Below are 15,189 nucleotides of genomic sequence, written 5' to 3' on the forward strand. Positions count from 1 at the left end.
ATCCATCAGTGGCTCTTATGGACAGATTAAGAACAACTAGCAAACATATATGAAGCACCTTATTTAAGAACAAAGTGAACACCTAAACCGTGTGTTGCACCTCCAAATCCAGCTTTGTTGTGGTTCTTAGAAAGCGTATTTTGCTTTTTTAGAACCTCAATATGCAGTGGAATGAAATGAAACTGCCTTCTTCTTACCCAACTCATCGAAATTTTCATGGCCTCCGCAAAAGTCAAACGAAGACTTTTGTGCCCCTAACAATTTCTATCGAGGTTGAACCAGCTCTTTCAGCTCTTCAGTCTTGACAAACTCTTTTTTTCCATGTAATCTAATACCAACAAATCTTATCGGAATTATAAAATATCATAATTTCTAGATTTAAATGGTAAAGGGAGGAATTTTTACATGGATACAGCATTTTTAATTATTAATCTAGTCGTAGCTGCCATCGTCATCGTTATGTTTGGCTGGCTCGCAAAGCGTCATGTTTCTTTTTCAAAACGAGTATTACTAGCACTCGGCATCGGTATTGTTACTGGTTTTGTCTTGCAATTTATTTACGGGGCGGCGTCTGATGTTACAAAACAAACGACGGATTGGCTAGGAATCATTGGGAGTGGTTATGTGAAACTGCTTCAAATGGTTGCCATCCCGCTAATTTTCATCTCTATCGTCACTGCTTTTACACGATTGCAATTGAAAACTAACATCGCAAAAGTTGGCATGTGGATTATTGGAACGCTTGTCATCACAGCAGCTATTGCGGCTTTTATCGGCATCGGAGCGGCACTTTTATTCCATCTTGATGCAAGTAATATTTCACAAGGAGCAACAGAAGCAGCACGAGCAACCGAGCTACAAGATAAGTTCGCCGGAATTAGCGATTTATCATTCCCACAAAAAATCGTGGAACTCTTGCCAGCTAATCCCTTCCTTGATTTCACTGGGGCGCGCGCAACTTCTACTGTCGCTGTTGTTATTTTTGCAGCATTTATCGGAGCGGCTTTCCTTGGCGTGCAGCGTAAACAACCCGATGAAGCAGCCATTTTTGCAAAAGGTGTCGATGCGATTTACGCGATTATCTTGCGCATTGTGAAGCTGATTCTTCGCCTAACACCTTATGGAGTTTTTGCAATTATGACAAGTACTGTTGCTCTAAGTGACACATCCGCGATTCTAAAGCTAGGAAACTTTGTCATTGCGTCTTATGTAGCGCTTATTGCAATGTTTATTATTCACCTTATTATCGTTAGCTTCACTGGAACAAGCCCGGTGACATACATCAAAAAATCAATGCCCGTCTTGACACTCGCCTTTACATCTAGAACGAGTGCTGGCGCAATCCCACTAAACATCGAAACACAGAAAAAACTAGGTGTGTCTGGTGGTATTGCTAATTTTGCGGCATCATTTGGTTTATCGATTGGGCAAAACGGCTGTGCTGGAATTTATCCGGCAATGCTTGCTATTATGATTGCCCCCGCAGCTGGAATTGATCCATTCTCTTGGAAATTTATTTTAACTGTCATACTCGTAGTCGCAATCAGTTCATTCGGAGTTGCTGGTGTCGGTGGTGGTGCTACATTTGCCGCGATTATTGTACTTTCTACATTGAATTTACCAATCGCACTTGCTGGTGTTTTGATTTCCATCGAGCCATTGATTGATATGGGGCGCACAGCGTTGAACGTGAGCGACAGTATGGTTGCTGGAATTGTCACAAGTAAGGCTACTGGTGAACTAAAACAAGAAGATCAAACATTAGTAGAAGCCTAAAAAGAAAAAATGGCGTTAAATCAAGGTCCCCAATCTTGATTTAACGCCATTTTTATATTGTTTTCTGGATTTTCAATGTTGGTACAATCAATCCTGCTAAAACTAGACAAACCGCCAAATAAATAAACGTTGTCGCATAGGAACCGCCTGACAAATCAAGCAACCTTCCAATCAAAATCGGTGAAACAATTCCTGCAATTGAGCCAAGACAGTTCACAACAGAAGAGCCCGTTGCCATCTGATCTGTTGGCAAAATATCAACAACAATTCCCCAAAAAATACCTTGTGATAAAAATAAAAACCATGCCGTAACACATTGTAGTAAGAGTGCTATTTCGACTGATGGCACTTTAATGATAAAAAATAACGAAACCGCTGCAACCAAAATCGAAAAAGCAAAGATAAACCGGCGCTGTTCCTTAAATCGATCCGACATTGCCCCACCGAATAACATTGCCACCGTACCTACCAAGTACGGCAAAGCATTGTAAAAGCCTGTCGCCTGCAAACTCAAGTCTCGTTCATTCATCAAATAAGACGGTAACCAAGAAGTAAAGCCCCAGAAAGTCAAATCAAAGAAAAACCAAACAAGCCCCGCTTTCCAGACTAAACTGTTTTTAAAAATCGCCGACATCTTCGCTTTAGGTTTGGTGGCATTGACAGTTGGTTCATCTTCCTCAAGCTCACGCAGTGCCTCCAAACTCATTTGTGGATTATCTTGTGGCTTATCACGCACCAATCGATAAAATAAGAACGCAATCACAAAACCTGGAATTGCTAGAAAAACAAACAGATGCCGCCAGCCAAAAATACTAATAAAATATGCTGCCAGAACACTTGCAAAAGCCGGTCCAAGCGTATTTACTGTTGATTGAATACTTGTCATACGTCCACGAAGCCGTTTCGGATAATACGTCGCAATCGCTTTATAAGAAGACCCAGGAAGTGGTGCCTCTCCTATTCCAAAGAAGAAACGTACTCCTAAAAATAAAGGATAATAAAAAACAACTCCCGTTAGCATCGTAAACAGCGACCAAAACCCAACCGCAATACTTGTCATTTTTCGGAAGCCAAAACGATCGGCCAGCATTCCCCCTGGAATTTGAAACAGCGCATACCCCATGAAAAAGGTACTAATAATCAATCCTTGGTGCGTAGAAGTCAACTCAAAATCTTCTGCTATGTAAGGCAAAGCTACTGTGATGACCATCCGATCTAAAAACGACAATAACCAACAAAACCATAATAAAACTAAAACCGTGCCACTCGCTCGCCATTTCGCATTTTTGAAAAACATTGTTAACAGTCACCCTCTTTTCAAATATAGGAATAATCCTATTTTTTCGATATATTCTTATAATTTATCATGCGCGTGGCTATTTGTAATTATTCATTTTGAACAACAATTACAAACCGCTTAGCCGAAATAAACAAGAGCCCAATTAATGAACTCTTGTTAGCATCACCATTATTAAAAAGAATACATATGCGACAGGAATTACAATTAGCCAAAGAAAAAAGAGGCGCGTCGATAATTCCTTCGTACGCCATATTCCGATTAGACCAATAATAAAGCTTAGCAAAATGAATTTAGCAAATGAAACTAATGATACAACAACACTATCCTGCACACTGCTAGCTCCTAACATCAAACCAGCACCTGCAAACAATAACGTTACTAGAAAATAGCCTAATACGTGAAACCTAAAAATCATCGCTTGTGTCTGATTCATCTGCTCACCCTGATTATTTCGCTTCTTTTTCATACCAACCGTACCAAAAATCATGGTCATTTTTAGCGTCTCGAACGCCGTCTTCGCGCTTAATCAGCTTCCATTTTGCCCAATCGATAGCAGGGAACCGCGTATCTCCACCACATTCGGCCTCCACATGCGTCACGATTAAAGCATCTGCATCATCTAGAAACAGCTGATAAATTTCTGCGCCACCAGTAATGAAAACGGATTTCGCCGTAGCCAGTTCTAATATCTCCTCTTTCGAATGCACCACTTTTGCGTCCGGTAAAGCGTAGTTCGGATTGCGCGTCAAAATGATATTTTCGCGATTAGGCAAAGCTTTTCCGATTGATTCATATGTTTTGCGCCCCATCACAATCGTTTGTCCGTCCGTCTCTTTTTTAAAATGTTGCAAATCAGCAGGTAAACGCCAAGGCATTGTATTATCCTTGCCGATATAGCCATCTCTGTCCTGCGCCCAAATAAACGTTAACATCGTCGTCCTCCTCAAACCGAAATCGGTGCTTTAATCGCCGGGTGCGGATTATAGCCTTCAAGCGTCACATCCGCAACATCAAAATCAAAAATGGAAGCCGGCTTTTCCGATAAAACAAGCCTTGGCAAAGCTCTTGGCTCTCGCGCCAGCTGCTCCTTCACCTGTTCGATATGATTATTATATAAATGCGCATCTCCCATCGTATGCACAAATTCACCCACACCGAGTCCCACTTCTCGTGCTATCAAATGTGTCAAGAGCGCGTAAGAAGCAATATTAAATGGCACTCCTAGGAAAATATCCGCACTCCGCTGATACAACTGACAGCTTAATTTCCCGTCCGCTACATAAAACTGAAACAATGTATGACACGGCGGTAATGCCATACTCGGCACATCCTCAGGATTCCAAGCCGAAACAATCAGGCGTCTAGAATTCGGGTTTGTCTTAATCATTTCAATCAAGTCTGCTAACTGATCAATTGTCTCACCAGTTGATGTCCTCCATTCCCGCCACTGCTTCCCATAAATATTTCCAAGTTCTCCGTACTGCGCCGCAAAAGCATCATCCTTCAAAATCCGTTCCTTAAAACGTGCCATTTCATCTAGATAAACTGCTTGAAACACTGCATCTGATTCTGCTCGCAAACCGAAATCTGTCATATCCGGACCAGTATAATCAGAACTTTTTACCCAACGTTCAAAAGCCCATTCATTCCAAATATTATTATTGTGCTCTAAAAGGTAACGAATATTCGTATCGCCATGCAAAAACCAAAGCAATTCACTGACAACCAATTTAAAAGGAACGCGCTTAGTCGTCATAATTGGGAAGCCCTCTGCCAAATCATAGCGCATTTGGTAACCGAATGTACTGATTGTTCCTGTTCCCGTCCTATCACCCTTTTGCGTACCGTTTTCCAACACGAACTTCTCTAAATCTAGATATTGCTTCATCAATTATAACCCCATTTCTAACTTAGTCAGCAAACTGCGATAAATATTCCCAGCGTTCCATCAAGCGTTCCAACTCACTTTCCGCCTCCAAAAGTGCGCTATTCAGCTCATTCGCCCTCGTAAAATCCGCACCTACATTTTCCAAATCGGAACTGATTGCCGTGATTTTAGCTTCCTGCGCCTCAATCACCCCTTCAATCTCTGCCCACTCACGCTTTTCTTCAAATGTGTGCTTCACTTTCTCTTTTGGCTTCTCCACTACAACTTCCTTCTCGGGTTCTGCCGCAAACATTTTTGTTTTTCCTTTTCGCGATTCATAATCCGCTAAGAAATCACTATATTCACCCAAATACGTCTCAATTTGGCCGATTCCAGTGAATACGAGCAGTTTTCTCGCAATCTTATCTAAGAAGTAGCGGTCATGACTAACCGTAATCACCGTGCCATTAAACGTCTCCAAATAATCTTCTAAAACAGTCAATGTCTGTGTATCCAGATCATTCGTCGGCTCATCCAGCAACAGTACATTCGGCCGCTCCATCAAAATTTTCAACAAAAACAAACGACGCTTTTCACCACCAGATAGACTACCGATTTTCTTGCCATGTGTTACAGGTGGGAATAAGAAGCGTTCCAACATATTAGAAACAGAAACCACTTCGCCGTCCGCTGTTTTCACGACTTCACTTGCCTCTTGCAAATAAGCAATCATCCGCTGATCTGGGTCCATTTCTTCATTTTGCTGTGTATAATAGCCAATTCGAACCGTCTGCCCCGTCGAAATTTCACCAACATCAGGTTCCAAGCGACCAGCCAACATATTGAGCAATGTTGATTTCCCCGTACCATTATTCCCAGTAATCCCGATGCGCTCACCAGGTTGAATAATCAAACTGAAATCCTGCAAAACATGCTTCTGTGCAAAACGCTTATCCACATTTTCAAGTGTAAATACTTGTTTACCAAGTCTTGACGTCGCAAAATCGAGCTGTAACTCCGTATCATCCGTTTTTGATTTCACTTTTCCCTCAAGGTCTGCGAATCGATCTTGACGCGCTTTTTGCTTTGTAGAACGAGCTTTCGCACCACGACGCATCCAAGCAAGCTCCTTACGATACAAATTACGATTCTTCTCCCCTTCACGCATTTCATTTTCCATCCGAATCGCTTTGGACTCCATGAATTTCTCATAGTTTCCGACATAGCGATACGCCGTTCCGCGATCAATCTCCAGCATATGATTCGTCACCCGGTCTAAAAAATACCGATCATGCGTCACGAGCAAAACCGCGCCACGGAACCGATTCAAATAATCCTCTAAAAAACGAATTGATGTAAAATCAAGATGGTTGGTAGGTTCATCCAAAATCAGCAAATCTGGCGTCTCAATCATTACTTTCGCGAGACCAACACGCTTGCGTTGCCCACCAGACAAAGAACCAACTTTTGCTGTTAAGTCCGTAATCCCCAACCGATCCAAAATCGTCTTCGCATCCGTATTCACATCCCACGCATTCGTTGCATCCATCTCATGCTGCGCCTTAGTAAAACGGTCATGAAGCAACGTATCATCTGGATTAATAGCCATCTCGAGCAAAACCTGCTCATATTTTCGAACCGCTTGAAGCGCCCGCGTATCTCCTTGGAAAACTTCCTCCAAAACCGTGTGCTCATCCATTAAAACAGGATCTTGCGCCAAGAAACCAATCGTGTAATCTTTGGCTTTCGTGATTTCGCCTTTATCGCCTTCTTCCATACCAGCAATAATTGAAAGCAGTGTTGATTTTCCAGTTCCGTTCACACCAATAACCCCGATGCGCTCCCCTTCTGTAATCGCAAACGTTACATTTTCAAAAAGGCTTTTTTCGCCATATGTTTTCGTCAAATTTTCTACTTTTAATTGTTTCATTTTTTCCCATCCATTCCGTGTCTGTCTTCTCTATTTTAGCGAAGTTTGCGCAAGTAATCAACCAACAAAAAAGCTGGGAAATCTACATTCAGATTCCCAGCTCATTTCACATATAAATTTTTAGAATAACCCCATCGCGTTTCCTTTTTCATCCACGTCCATATTTAGTGCCGCTGGTTTTTTTGGCAACCCTGGCATCGTCATTACGTCACCCGTCAAAGCAACGATAAAGCCAGCTCCAAGTTTCGGAATGAACTCGCGAATATGAATCACGAAATCGGTTGGACGCCCAAGCATCGTTGGATCATCCGTAAGCGAGTATTGCGTTTTTGCCATACAAATCGGATAACGATCCCAGCCATACTTTTTGAATTCCACGATTTGCTTCTGCGCTTTGCTCGAAAGCTCCACACCGAGACCACCGTATACTTTTGTAACGATCGCTTCTAATTTCTCTTCAATTGAATCTGCATCATCATACATCCGCGTATAATTTGCTTTGCCAGTTTCAACTGCCGCAATTACTTTATCCGCCAGTTCAGCGCCACCAGCTCCGCCTTTTTCCCAAACTTCTGTCAAGGAGAACGGGATGTCATGTTCTTTACAAAGCGCCTCTAATTGCGCCACTTCGGCATCAGAATCGGTAATGAATTTATTAATCGCAATCACATAAGGAAGCCCGAATTGTGTCACCGTGTCTACATGCTTTTGTAAATTCGCAAAACCTTTTACGAGTGCCTCTACGTTTTCGGCTCCAAGGTCAGTTTTCGCCACGCCACCATGCATTTTAAGTGCACGAATCGTTGCTACGATAACAACACAATCTGGTGCTTTATCAAGTGCAGGTACCTTAATATCAAGGAATTTCTCTGCACCAAGATCTGCACCAAAACCAGCTTCCGTCACGACATAATCCGCTAATTTAAGCGCCGTTTTTGTTGCCGAGATACTATTACAACCGTGCGCAATATTCGCAAATGGCCCACCGTGCACAATTGCAGGCGTATGCTCAAGAGTCTGTACCAAGTTTGGTTTAAGCGCTTCCTTCAAGAGCAGTGTCAAAGCGCCCTCATAGCCCATTTCACCCACCGTTACAGGCTCGCGATCATAATTATAGCCAATTACAATCTCACTCAATCGATGTTTCAAATCTTTCAAATCGCTCGCCAAACAAATAATTGCCATAATTTCAGAGGCAACCGTAATATCAAAACCATCTTCACGTGGCACGCCTTGAACTGGACCACCAAGCCCTACAATCACTTTTCTTAAAGCACGATCATTTAAATCAACAACACGCTTCCAAACAATACGGCGTTGATCAATTCCTAGCTCATTTCCTTGTTGCATATGATTATCAATAAATGCTGACAACGCGTTATTCGCTGCCGTAATCGCATGAAAATCGCCTGTAAAATGAAGGTTTATATCCTCCATTGGTATAACTTGTGCATAACCGCCACCAGTCGCGCCACCTTTAATACCCATTGTTGGGCCAAGCGATGGTTCACGAAGCGCAATCATTGTTTTTTTCTTTTTCGCGAGAGCGTCCCCAAGTCCAACCGTTACCGTCGATTTACCTTCGCCAGCTGGTGTTGGATTGATCGCTGTCACCAGTATCAATTTCCCATCTTCTTTGTTTACGAGTGAGTGGATTGTATCATAGCTCAGCTTCGCCTTATACTTACCGAACAACTCCAATTCTTCTACACTTAATCCAATTGCCTCTGCAACCTCTGTGATTGGTTTGATTTCTGCTACTGATGCGATTTCAATGTCAGACTTTACTTTGTTTGCCATTTAAATTCCCCTCTCAATATGTAACTATTAAAAAATCCCTGACAGCGTTGTACACCAACAAATACTCATCTTTGACTAAAACATAAGCCTTCGTCGACACACAATGTAACGGCTTTCTTTTTGTTGCACCGGAAATAAACCGGCTTTCATACTAGTATTGAGCCTTCTACAAAATTGCGCGTAAAAAACCGTTAGCACTGACAGGAAATCTTTTTACAAATTAATCTTCTGGATATCGTGATACATGCTGCATTCCTTGGAGTTTCGCAAGAGCATCGGGGTTTTCTTCAAAAAATTGGACAACATCACCAATTCGGTTAATGGAATTCCAACTTAAATGATGCTCAATCCCTTCCACATCCTCGTAAATGCGCGCTTCTTCCACACCAATAATACCGAGAAAATTCTCAAGCAACGCGTGCCGCTCCAGCAATCGTTTCCCAATCGTTTTTCCCTTTGGCGTTAAAATTAAGCCACGATATTTCTCATACACCAGATATTCATCCTTATCTAGTTTCTGAACCATTTTTGTAACAGAAGACGGATGCACTAGAAGCTCCTCCGCGATATCTGATACTCGAGCATAACCTTTATTTTCAATCAATGAATAGATTTTCTCGATATAGTCTTCCATGCTTGGTGTTGGCATTTGTATTTTCCTCCAACCTTGATTTCTTTCACCCCTTCATTCTAACACACCCTGCCAAAAATCGCCTCTCCAAAGGGTTCAAAATCCTGAAAAAAAACGAAACAATGTAATCGCTTCAAAAACAACTTGACGGAATACTAGCCTCAGGTTTATGATTAACGTATCATACTCGCTTGTCGACACACCTTGCCGTATGAAAAAAGGTCTACCTAGTTTCTATTACTAGCCATTTGACCGTACTTAGGAGGAGTTTGTTCAATGCAAAATGGGAAAGTAAAATGGTTTAGCAATGAAAAAGGTTACGGTTTCCTAGAGTTAGAAAATGGCGAGGATATATTCATTCATTTCACTGCCATTCAAGGAGACGGCTACAAGACACTCGATGAAGGGCAAAGCGTCACTTTCGAAATCGTAGAAGGAAACCGTGGCCCACAAGCTACAAATGTCGAAAAAGTATAAAGAACTGGGCGCTAGCATAAAGCTAGCATCCATTATTTGAGGTCGGGACAAAACTCATATTCATGCAAAATAAGCAAGCTATCACAAATCCTTTTTTTTGAGTAGGATGTGAATCTTGCTTAACACAAATCGAGTGAAAGCGTTTGTATTCAGGGGATTTGGTGGAAGCCGGAAGCGGAGCATACTGGTGTATCTGAGAACCGGAAGTCCGCCAAATCCCCTGAATGCGAGCGCTTGTCGCCGATTTATTCGGGTTATGTCCCAGACCCGTGAGGAGGTTCCTACTTGGAAATTTATGCAGATGGTGCCAGTGCTGGTAACCCCGGACCAAGTGGTATCGGCATTGTCATTACAGCTGACGGGGTCCATGAACAAATAAGCATCCCACTCGGTATTTTGAGCAATCATGAAGCAGAATTTATTGCTATCAAAACAGCGCTTGCAAAAGCGATTCCTTACAATCCTAGTTTTATTCGTCTCTACTCCGATTCCAAAGTTGCGGTGGATGCCATTGAAAAACGTTATGTGAAAAACCCGCTATTTCAACCTCATTTAGATGCCATTCTTCATTTCATAGAACCTCTTGATTTATTCTTCATCCAATGGATTCCCAGTGCCTCTAATAAAAAAGCGGATGACCTAGCACGTCAAGCTATCCATAAGTACAAAAAAAACTAATTTTATTCTTGTCTAGGAACAAAAAACAAGCAGGCCGTTGCTTCTTACAGCACAACAACCTGCTTGTTTTTTTATAACATGATATCTCGTCTCAGTGATTTCAATCCGTACTGCTCCACAACGTCCATTGCTTCTGGTAGTATTCCTCGGTAAACACATTGTGTAATATCAAACTCCAATGGCACGCTTGTATGAATTTCGGCTAATTGCCTCGATAAGCGCAATATCTCCAAGTCTTCCTTTAGTTTTGCTTGCTGGCCTGGTTTCAGTTCCTCCATATGCGACAAAATGCCATCAATCGTCTCATATTGCTGAATTAGCTTTAGCGCCGTCTTTTCACCAATACCGCGAACACCTGGATATCCATCGCTCGTGTCGCCCATCAATGCTTTCACATCAATAAACTGCGCTGGCGTAATACCCCACTCCTCGACAAAAACCGCTTCATTGTATTGCTTATAATTCCCGTATCCTTTTTGCAAAATCCATACATCATTCGTTGGAGCAATCAATTGCAATAAATCTTTGTCTCCACTCAGGACTGTCGTGTCAATGCCCGTCCCAGCCATTTTCACCGTCACCGTTCCAATACAATCATCCGCTTCAAATCCCGGAACACCAACATTAATAAAGCCAAAGGAAGTCGCTACTTCCTTCACTAAATCAAATTGCGGAATTAACTCTTCCGGTGGCGCTTTACGCTCCGCCTTATAACCACTGTATAGCTCATTACGAAACGTCTGCGAACCCATGTCCCAACAAATAAGCGTATGAGTCGGATTATTTTGATCGATAGCTGCAAAAAGATGTTTCATAAAACCTTGCACACCATTTGTCGGCACACCGTATTGATTCACCATGAACTGTTTTGAAACTGCTGTTGCGAAAAAAGCACGGAATAGCAAGGCCATGCCATCCACGACTAGTAAATTATCTTTTTGATTCGTCATCTTCGCTCCTCCTAGGTTTCTATGTAACCACCATTATACCATAGAAATCAGTCATAAACGAATGCTACAAATCAATACGCGCCGGCTCCACAGCTTCTTTTTCGTTGCGATGCGGAATAATGTTGAAGATAATATTTAATACAATTGCTGTAATACTCCCAGCCACAATTCCATTACTTGTAAACAATTGAATAAAATCTGGCAACACTTTGAAAAGATCTGGAACAACCGTCACACCAAGTCCAACACCGACAGAACAAGCAATAATTAGCAAGTTTTCCTGTGATGTGAAGTTAACTTTGCCAAGCATCTTAATCCCCTGCGCTACAACCATTCCAAACATGGCAACCATTGCCCCACCGAGAACTGGCGTCGGAATAATTGTCGTCACCGCGCCTACTTTTGGCAATAAACCGAGCACAATCAGAATACCTGCTGTTACGTAAATCACTTTGCGCGTCTTAATGCCAGATAACTGTACTAAACCAACATTTTGAGAATAAGCTGTGTACGGAAACGTGTTGAAAATCCCCCCTAAAACAATAGCCAGCCCCTCTGCACGATATCCTTTTGTTAAATCCGATTTCTCTAGCTTACGTTTTGTAATATCCGAAAGTGCGAAATAAACACCCGTTGACTCCACCATACTGACTAATGCAATCAATATCATCGTCAAAATGGCTGCCCAATTAAATGTCGGCATACCGAAATAAAATGGCGTCGGCACGTGAAACATCGGTGCATCCACAACTGGCTGTACTGAAATACCACGATAAATTGCCGCAAACACAGAACCCGCAACGAGCCCAATCAAAACCGCGATTGCCTTACTAAAGCCACGACCAAAACGATACACTAAAATAATCACGAGTAGCGTCCCAAAACCTAGTCCTAAATTGTAAAGCGAGCCAAAATCCGCAGACCCTTGACCACCAGCCAAATTATTAATCGCAACTGGAATCAATGTCAAGCCAATGATCGTGACAACCGAGCCCGTCACAACAGGTGGGAAGAATCTCACCACCATCGAAAAGAATGGTGCAATTAGAACAACGAAAATTCCCGATACAATAATTGAGCCATAAATCGCCCCGACTCCGTACTGTTCACCAATCAAAATAATCGGTGCAATTGCCTGAACCGCACAACCTAAAACAACTGGCAATCCAATTCCAAAAAAGCGATTCATTGTCAATTGCAAAAGCGTCGCAATCCCACACATAAAAATATCAATTGAAACTAAATACGTCATCTGCGCACTATTAAACCCAAGAGCGCCACCAATGAGAAGCGGAACAATAACTGCCCCAGCATACATCGCTAATACATGTTGAAAACCAAGTGCTGCAATTCTCCCTTTACCTAACATCTCTTATTCCCCCTCCACAAAACGAATTTGTTCATTTTCCAGAGAAGCAATCCGCGCTAATGAATAAATCGGATAACCCGTTTTTTCAAGCAATGCCCGCCCTTGTTGAAAAGATTTCTCAATCACAATACCAATACCTAAAACCTCAGCTCCCGACTGTTCTGCCACTTCTAGCAAGCCTAAGACCGCCTGCCCATTCGCTAAGAAATCATCGATAAGTAGAATTTTATCCGAATTGCCTAAGAAATTTTTTGAAATTGAAATATCATTTGTCTCTTGCTTCGTAAATGAATACACGCTGCTCGTATATAAATTTTCCGTTAACGTCAGTGACTTTTTCTTCCTTGCAAAAACAACCGGAACACCTAATTCTAGCCCAGCAAAAACAGCTGGTGCAATGCCTGATGACTCAATCGTTACAATTTTCGTGATTCCCTTATTTTTAAATCGTTCTGCAAATTCTTTTCCAACGGCCTGCATTAAAACAGGATCAATTTGGTGATTTAAGAAAGAATCGACTTTCAATACATTGCTGGGTAAAACAGTGCCTCGTTTTTTGATATGTTCTTCTAACAATTTCACAGTTTGATGACCCCTCTCTGATTTAAAGAGCGCGGGAACGAAAAACGCCCACTACTCATACTAATAATGAGAAGTAGACGTAAAAAAGCGGTATCATTAACCACTCGATATAAAACGTTACTCTCACTCATAGTCCAGTCATTTACGGTAACCGGGTAGAAACTTGCTGTCCATATCACAGCTTTTATATAAGTGATTTTCCGCGGTACAAAACCGCAATATAATCTAGTTATTCCATTATTATAGCTTTCAACAAATCACGGGTCAACCTTATTTTTCAATGAAAACGCCATCACGCCTCATTTAATTTATAAATGAATTCGTAGCGCTCATTTAGTAGTTGAATTAAATAGTCCGGATTTAAGCCCTCGCCTGTCGTCTCCTTTAGAATCTCTAATGGTTTCTTAAGCATTCCATACTGATGCACATGCTCCGTCAACCACTCGCGAATTGGAGAATAATCATCACTAGAAAGAATTCCCGAAATGTTTGGAATCTCCTTGGAAAGCGTAGCAAACAGTTGTGCCGCATACATATAACCTAGCGCATATGACGGGAAATAACCAAAATCCCCACCAGACCAGTGAATATCTTGTAAAATACCATCTGCATCCGTTTTTGGACGAACACCAAGATACGCCTCATATTTATCATTCCAAGCATCACGTAATTCGTCGACACCAATTTCTCCATTCATAATCGCCTTCTCCAACTCGTAGCGAATCATAATGTGGAGCGGGTAAGTCAGCGTATCCGCCTCAATCCGAATCAGCGAACTTTCTGAAAGATTTACTGCACGATAAAACTCCTGCACAGAAACGTCATCAAATTCCGGTGCCGTAATCTCTTGAAAGTCCTTATAATTGCTCTGCCAAAATTCAAAACTCGAGCCTAAAATAATTTCATAAAATAGCGATTGCGACTCATGAATACCCATTGAAGCGCCATTTGCAAGCGGTGTTCCAACCAATTTAGGACTAATATTCTGTTCGTAAATGGCATGTCCACCTTCGTGAATAATGCCAAAAACCGCCATTTTGAAATTCGCTTCATCATAACGCGTTGTAATACGTACATCACCAATATTAAGACCCGTAGCAAACGGATGCACTGTATCATCCAAACGGCCCGCCTCAAAATCAAATCCCATTTTAGCTAAAATACGCTCGCTAAATTTTTTTTGCTTAGCTCTCGATACTTTTTTATGAAGTAGTGTTTCGTCCGGTTGGTAACTTGCGGCTGCTACCTTTTTGCGCAGCATCAAGATCGCGTTCCTTAGCTTGGCAAAAACCTCATCCAAAACAGCGACTGTCATACCCGGCTCATATTGATCCAGTAACGTATCATAAGGATTATCCTTATAGCCCCAGTATTCGACAAAGTGGCGCTTACTCGCTATAATCTTCTCCAAATATGGCTTAAATAACTCATAATCATTCGTTTCACGCGCTGTTGCCCATACCGTTTCTGCTTGCGCTACTAATTTCGTATACGCCTCATATTCATTCGCTGGAATCTTCTTATTTAAATCATATTCCTTCTTACACACTTCCAAAGAGCGACATGTAACATCAAGCAAATTCGCTCTTTCTATCCAAAGACCCGCAATAAAAGCTGCCATTTCCTCTGAAACCTTCATTTTGAAAATTTCACCGCTCAGCGTCCCAATCACTTCCGAACGTTGTGTCGCTCCTTTTTCAGGTGCACCAGTCCGAAGATCCCAATAAACTAAGCTCAGCGCCTCTTCAAATGCACTAATTTTTTTCACATAATCTAAAAATTCCTGTTCTAGTTCTTGTAAGCTCTCCGACATCCTGATTCCCCACTTT

At 41.9% G+C, this 15,189-nt stretch carries 15 protein-coding genes and 1 riboswitch; of the genes, 3 read left to right on the forward strand and 12 right to left on the reverse strand.

All coding sequences use genetic code 11. The features are described 5' to 3' along the window. Positions 1 to 59 precede the first annotated feature (59 nt). Positions 60 to 218, reverse strand: coding sequence for a hypothetical protein (locus tag R8925_RS00275; protein WP_430533942.1), 159 nt, complete (start codon positions 216 to 218; stop codon positions 60 to 62). Between the two features lie 187 nt (positions 219 to 405). Between R8925_RS00275 and R8925_RS00280 the strand changes: the two genes are divergently transcribed. After that, entirely contained in the window at positions 406 to 1,776 is a 1,371-nt protein-coding gene (locus R8925_RS00280; protein WP_430533943.1) for an L-cystine transporter, read from the forward strand. 52 nt (positions 1,777 to 1,828) lie between these two features. On the opposite strand, the gene R8925_RS00285 is transcribed toward R8925_RS00280, so the two are convergent. The 7 genes from R8925_RS00285 to mntR form a co-directional block, all read right to left on the reverse strand. Next, on the reverse strand, positions 1,829 to 3,073 hold the full coding sequence (locus R8925_RS00285; protein WP_430533944.1) for an MFS transporter: 1,245 nt from the start codon (positions 3,071 to 3,073) through the stop codon (positions 1,829 to 1,831). A 145-nt stretch (positions 3,074 to 3,218) separates the two neighbouring features. After that, on the reverse strand, positions 3,219 to 3,569 hold the full coding sequence (locus R8925_RS00290; protein ID WP_430533945.1) for a hypothetical protein: 351 nt from the start codon (positions 3,567 to 3,569) through the stop codon (positions 3,219 to 3,221). After that, the gene (locus tag R8925_RS00295; protein WP_430533946.1) at positions 3,523 to 4,008 is read right to left on the reverse strand and encodes a dihydrofolate reductase; all 486 of its coding nucleotides are present in this window, start codon (positions 4,006 to 4,008) and stop codon (positions 3,523 to 3,525) included. The genes R8925_RS00290 and R8925_RS00295 overlap by 47 nt, the downstream gene beginning before the upstream one ends. An 11-nt stretch (positions 4,009 to 4,019) precedes the next feature. Continuing rightward, a complete protein-coding gene (locus R8925_RS00300) occupies positions 4,020 to 4,964 on the reverse strand; it encodes a thymidylate synthase (RefSeq protein WP_430533947.1) in 945 nt (314 codons plus the stop codon). 22 nt (positions 4,965 to 4,986) lie between these two features. Beyond that, positions 4,987 to 6,873: an ABC-F family ATP-binding cassette domain-containing protein gene (locus R8925_RS00305; protein WP_430533948.1), complete on the reverse strand. Its 1,887-nt coding sequence runs from the start codon at positions 6,871 to 6,873 to the stop codon at positions 4,987 to 4,989. A 120-nt stretch (positions 6,874 to 6,993) separates the two neighbouring features. Further along, positions 6,994 to 8,673 (reverse strand): formate--tetrahydrofolate ligase, encoded by a 1,680-nt coding sequence (locus R8925_RS00310; protein ID WP_430533949.1) that lies wholly within the window; start codon positions 8,671 to 8,673, stop codon positions 6,994 to 6,996. A 220-nt stretch (positions 8,674 to 8,893) separates the two neighbouring features. Beyond that, positions 8,894 to 9,322 carry a transcriptional regulator MntR gene (gene mntR, locus R8925_RS00315; RefSeq protein WP_036069788.1) on the reverse strand — a complete coding sequence of 143 codons (429 nt, stop codon included), beginning with the start codon at positions 9,320 to 9,322 and terminating at the stop codon, positions 8,894 to 8,896. A gap of 258 nt (positions 9,323 to 9,580) precedes the next feature. Here mntR and R8925_RS00320 point away from each other — a divergent pair, with 258 nt between their 5' ends. Beyond that, positions 9,581 to 9,781, forward strand: a complete 201-nt coding sequence (locus R8925_RS00320; RefSeq protein WP_430533950.1) for a cold-shock protein — start codon at positions 9,581 to 9,583, stop codon at positions 9,779 to 9,781. Positions 9,782 to 10,066: 285 nt separating this feature from the next. After that, positions 10,067 to 10,459 (forward strand): RNase H family protein, encoded by a 393-nt coding sequence (locus tag R8925_RS00325; protein ID WP_430533951.1) that lies wholly within the window; start codon positions 10,067 to 10,069, stop codon positions 10,457 to 10,459. Between the two features lie 71 nt (positions 10,460 to 10,530). Here R8925_RS00325 and R8925_RS00330 read toward each other — a convergent pair whose 3' ends face one another. The 4 genes from R8925_RS00330 to R8925_RS00345 all read right to left on the reverse strand — a co-directional run bounded on the left by R8925_RS00330 (position 10,531) and on the right by R8925_RS00345 (position 15,173). After that, positions 10,531 to 11,409, reverse strand: coding sequence for a 5'-3' exonuclease (locus R8925_RS00330; RefSeq protein ID WP_430533952.1), 879 nt, complete (start codon positions 11,407 to 11,409; stop codon positions 10,531 to 10,533). Positions 11,410 to 11,473: 64 nt separating this feature from the next. Then, the gene (locus R8925_RS00335; protein ID WP_430533953.1) at positions 11,474 to 12,778 is read right to left on the reverse strand and encodes a nucleobase:cation symporter-2 family protein; all 1,305 of its coding nucleotides are present in this window, start codon (positions 12,776 to 12,778) and stop codon (positions 11,474 to 11,476) included. 3 nt (positions 12,779 to 12,781) lie between these two features. After that, a complete protein-coding gene (locus R8925_RS00340) occupies positions 12,782 to 13,360 on the reverse strand; it encodes a xanthine phosphoribosyltransferase (protein WP_430533954.1) in 579 nt (192 codons plus the stop codon). Positions 13,361 to 13,470: 110 nt separating this feature from the next. After that, a riboswitch (purine riboswitch) is annotated at positions 13,471 to 13,572 on the reverse strand. A gap of 80 nt (positions 13,573 to 13,652) precedes the next feature. Beyond that, the gene (locus tag R8925_RS00345) at positions 13,653 to 15,173 is read right to left on the reverse strand and encodes a carboxypeptidase M32 (protein ID WP_430533955.1); all 1,521 of its coding nucleotides are present in this window, start codon (positions 15,171 to 15,173) and stop codon (positions 13,653 to 13,655) included. Between the last annotated feature and the right edge of the window lie 16 nt (positions 15,174 to 15,189).

The organism is Listeria rocourtiae subsp. hofi, assembly GCF_963575615.1.
In the GTDB taxonomy this organism is placed as follows: domain Bacteria; phylum Bacillota; class Bacilli; order Lactobacillales; family Listeriaceae; genus Listeria_A; species Listeria_A hofi.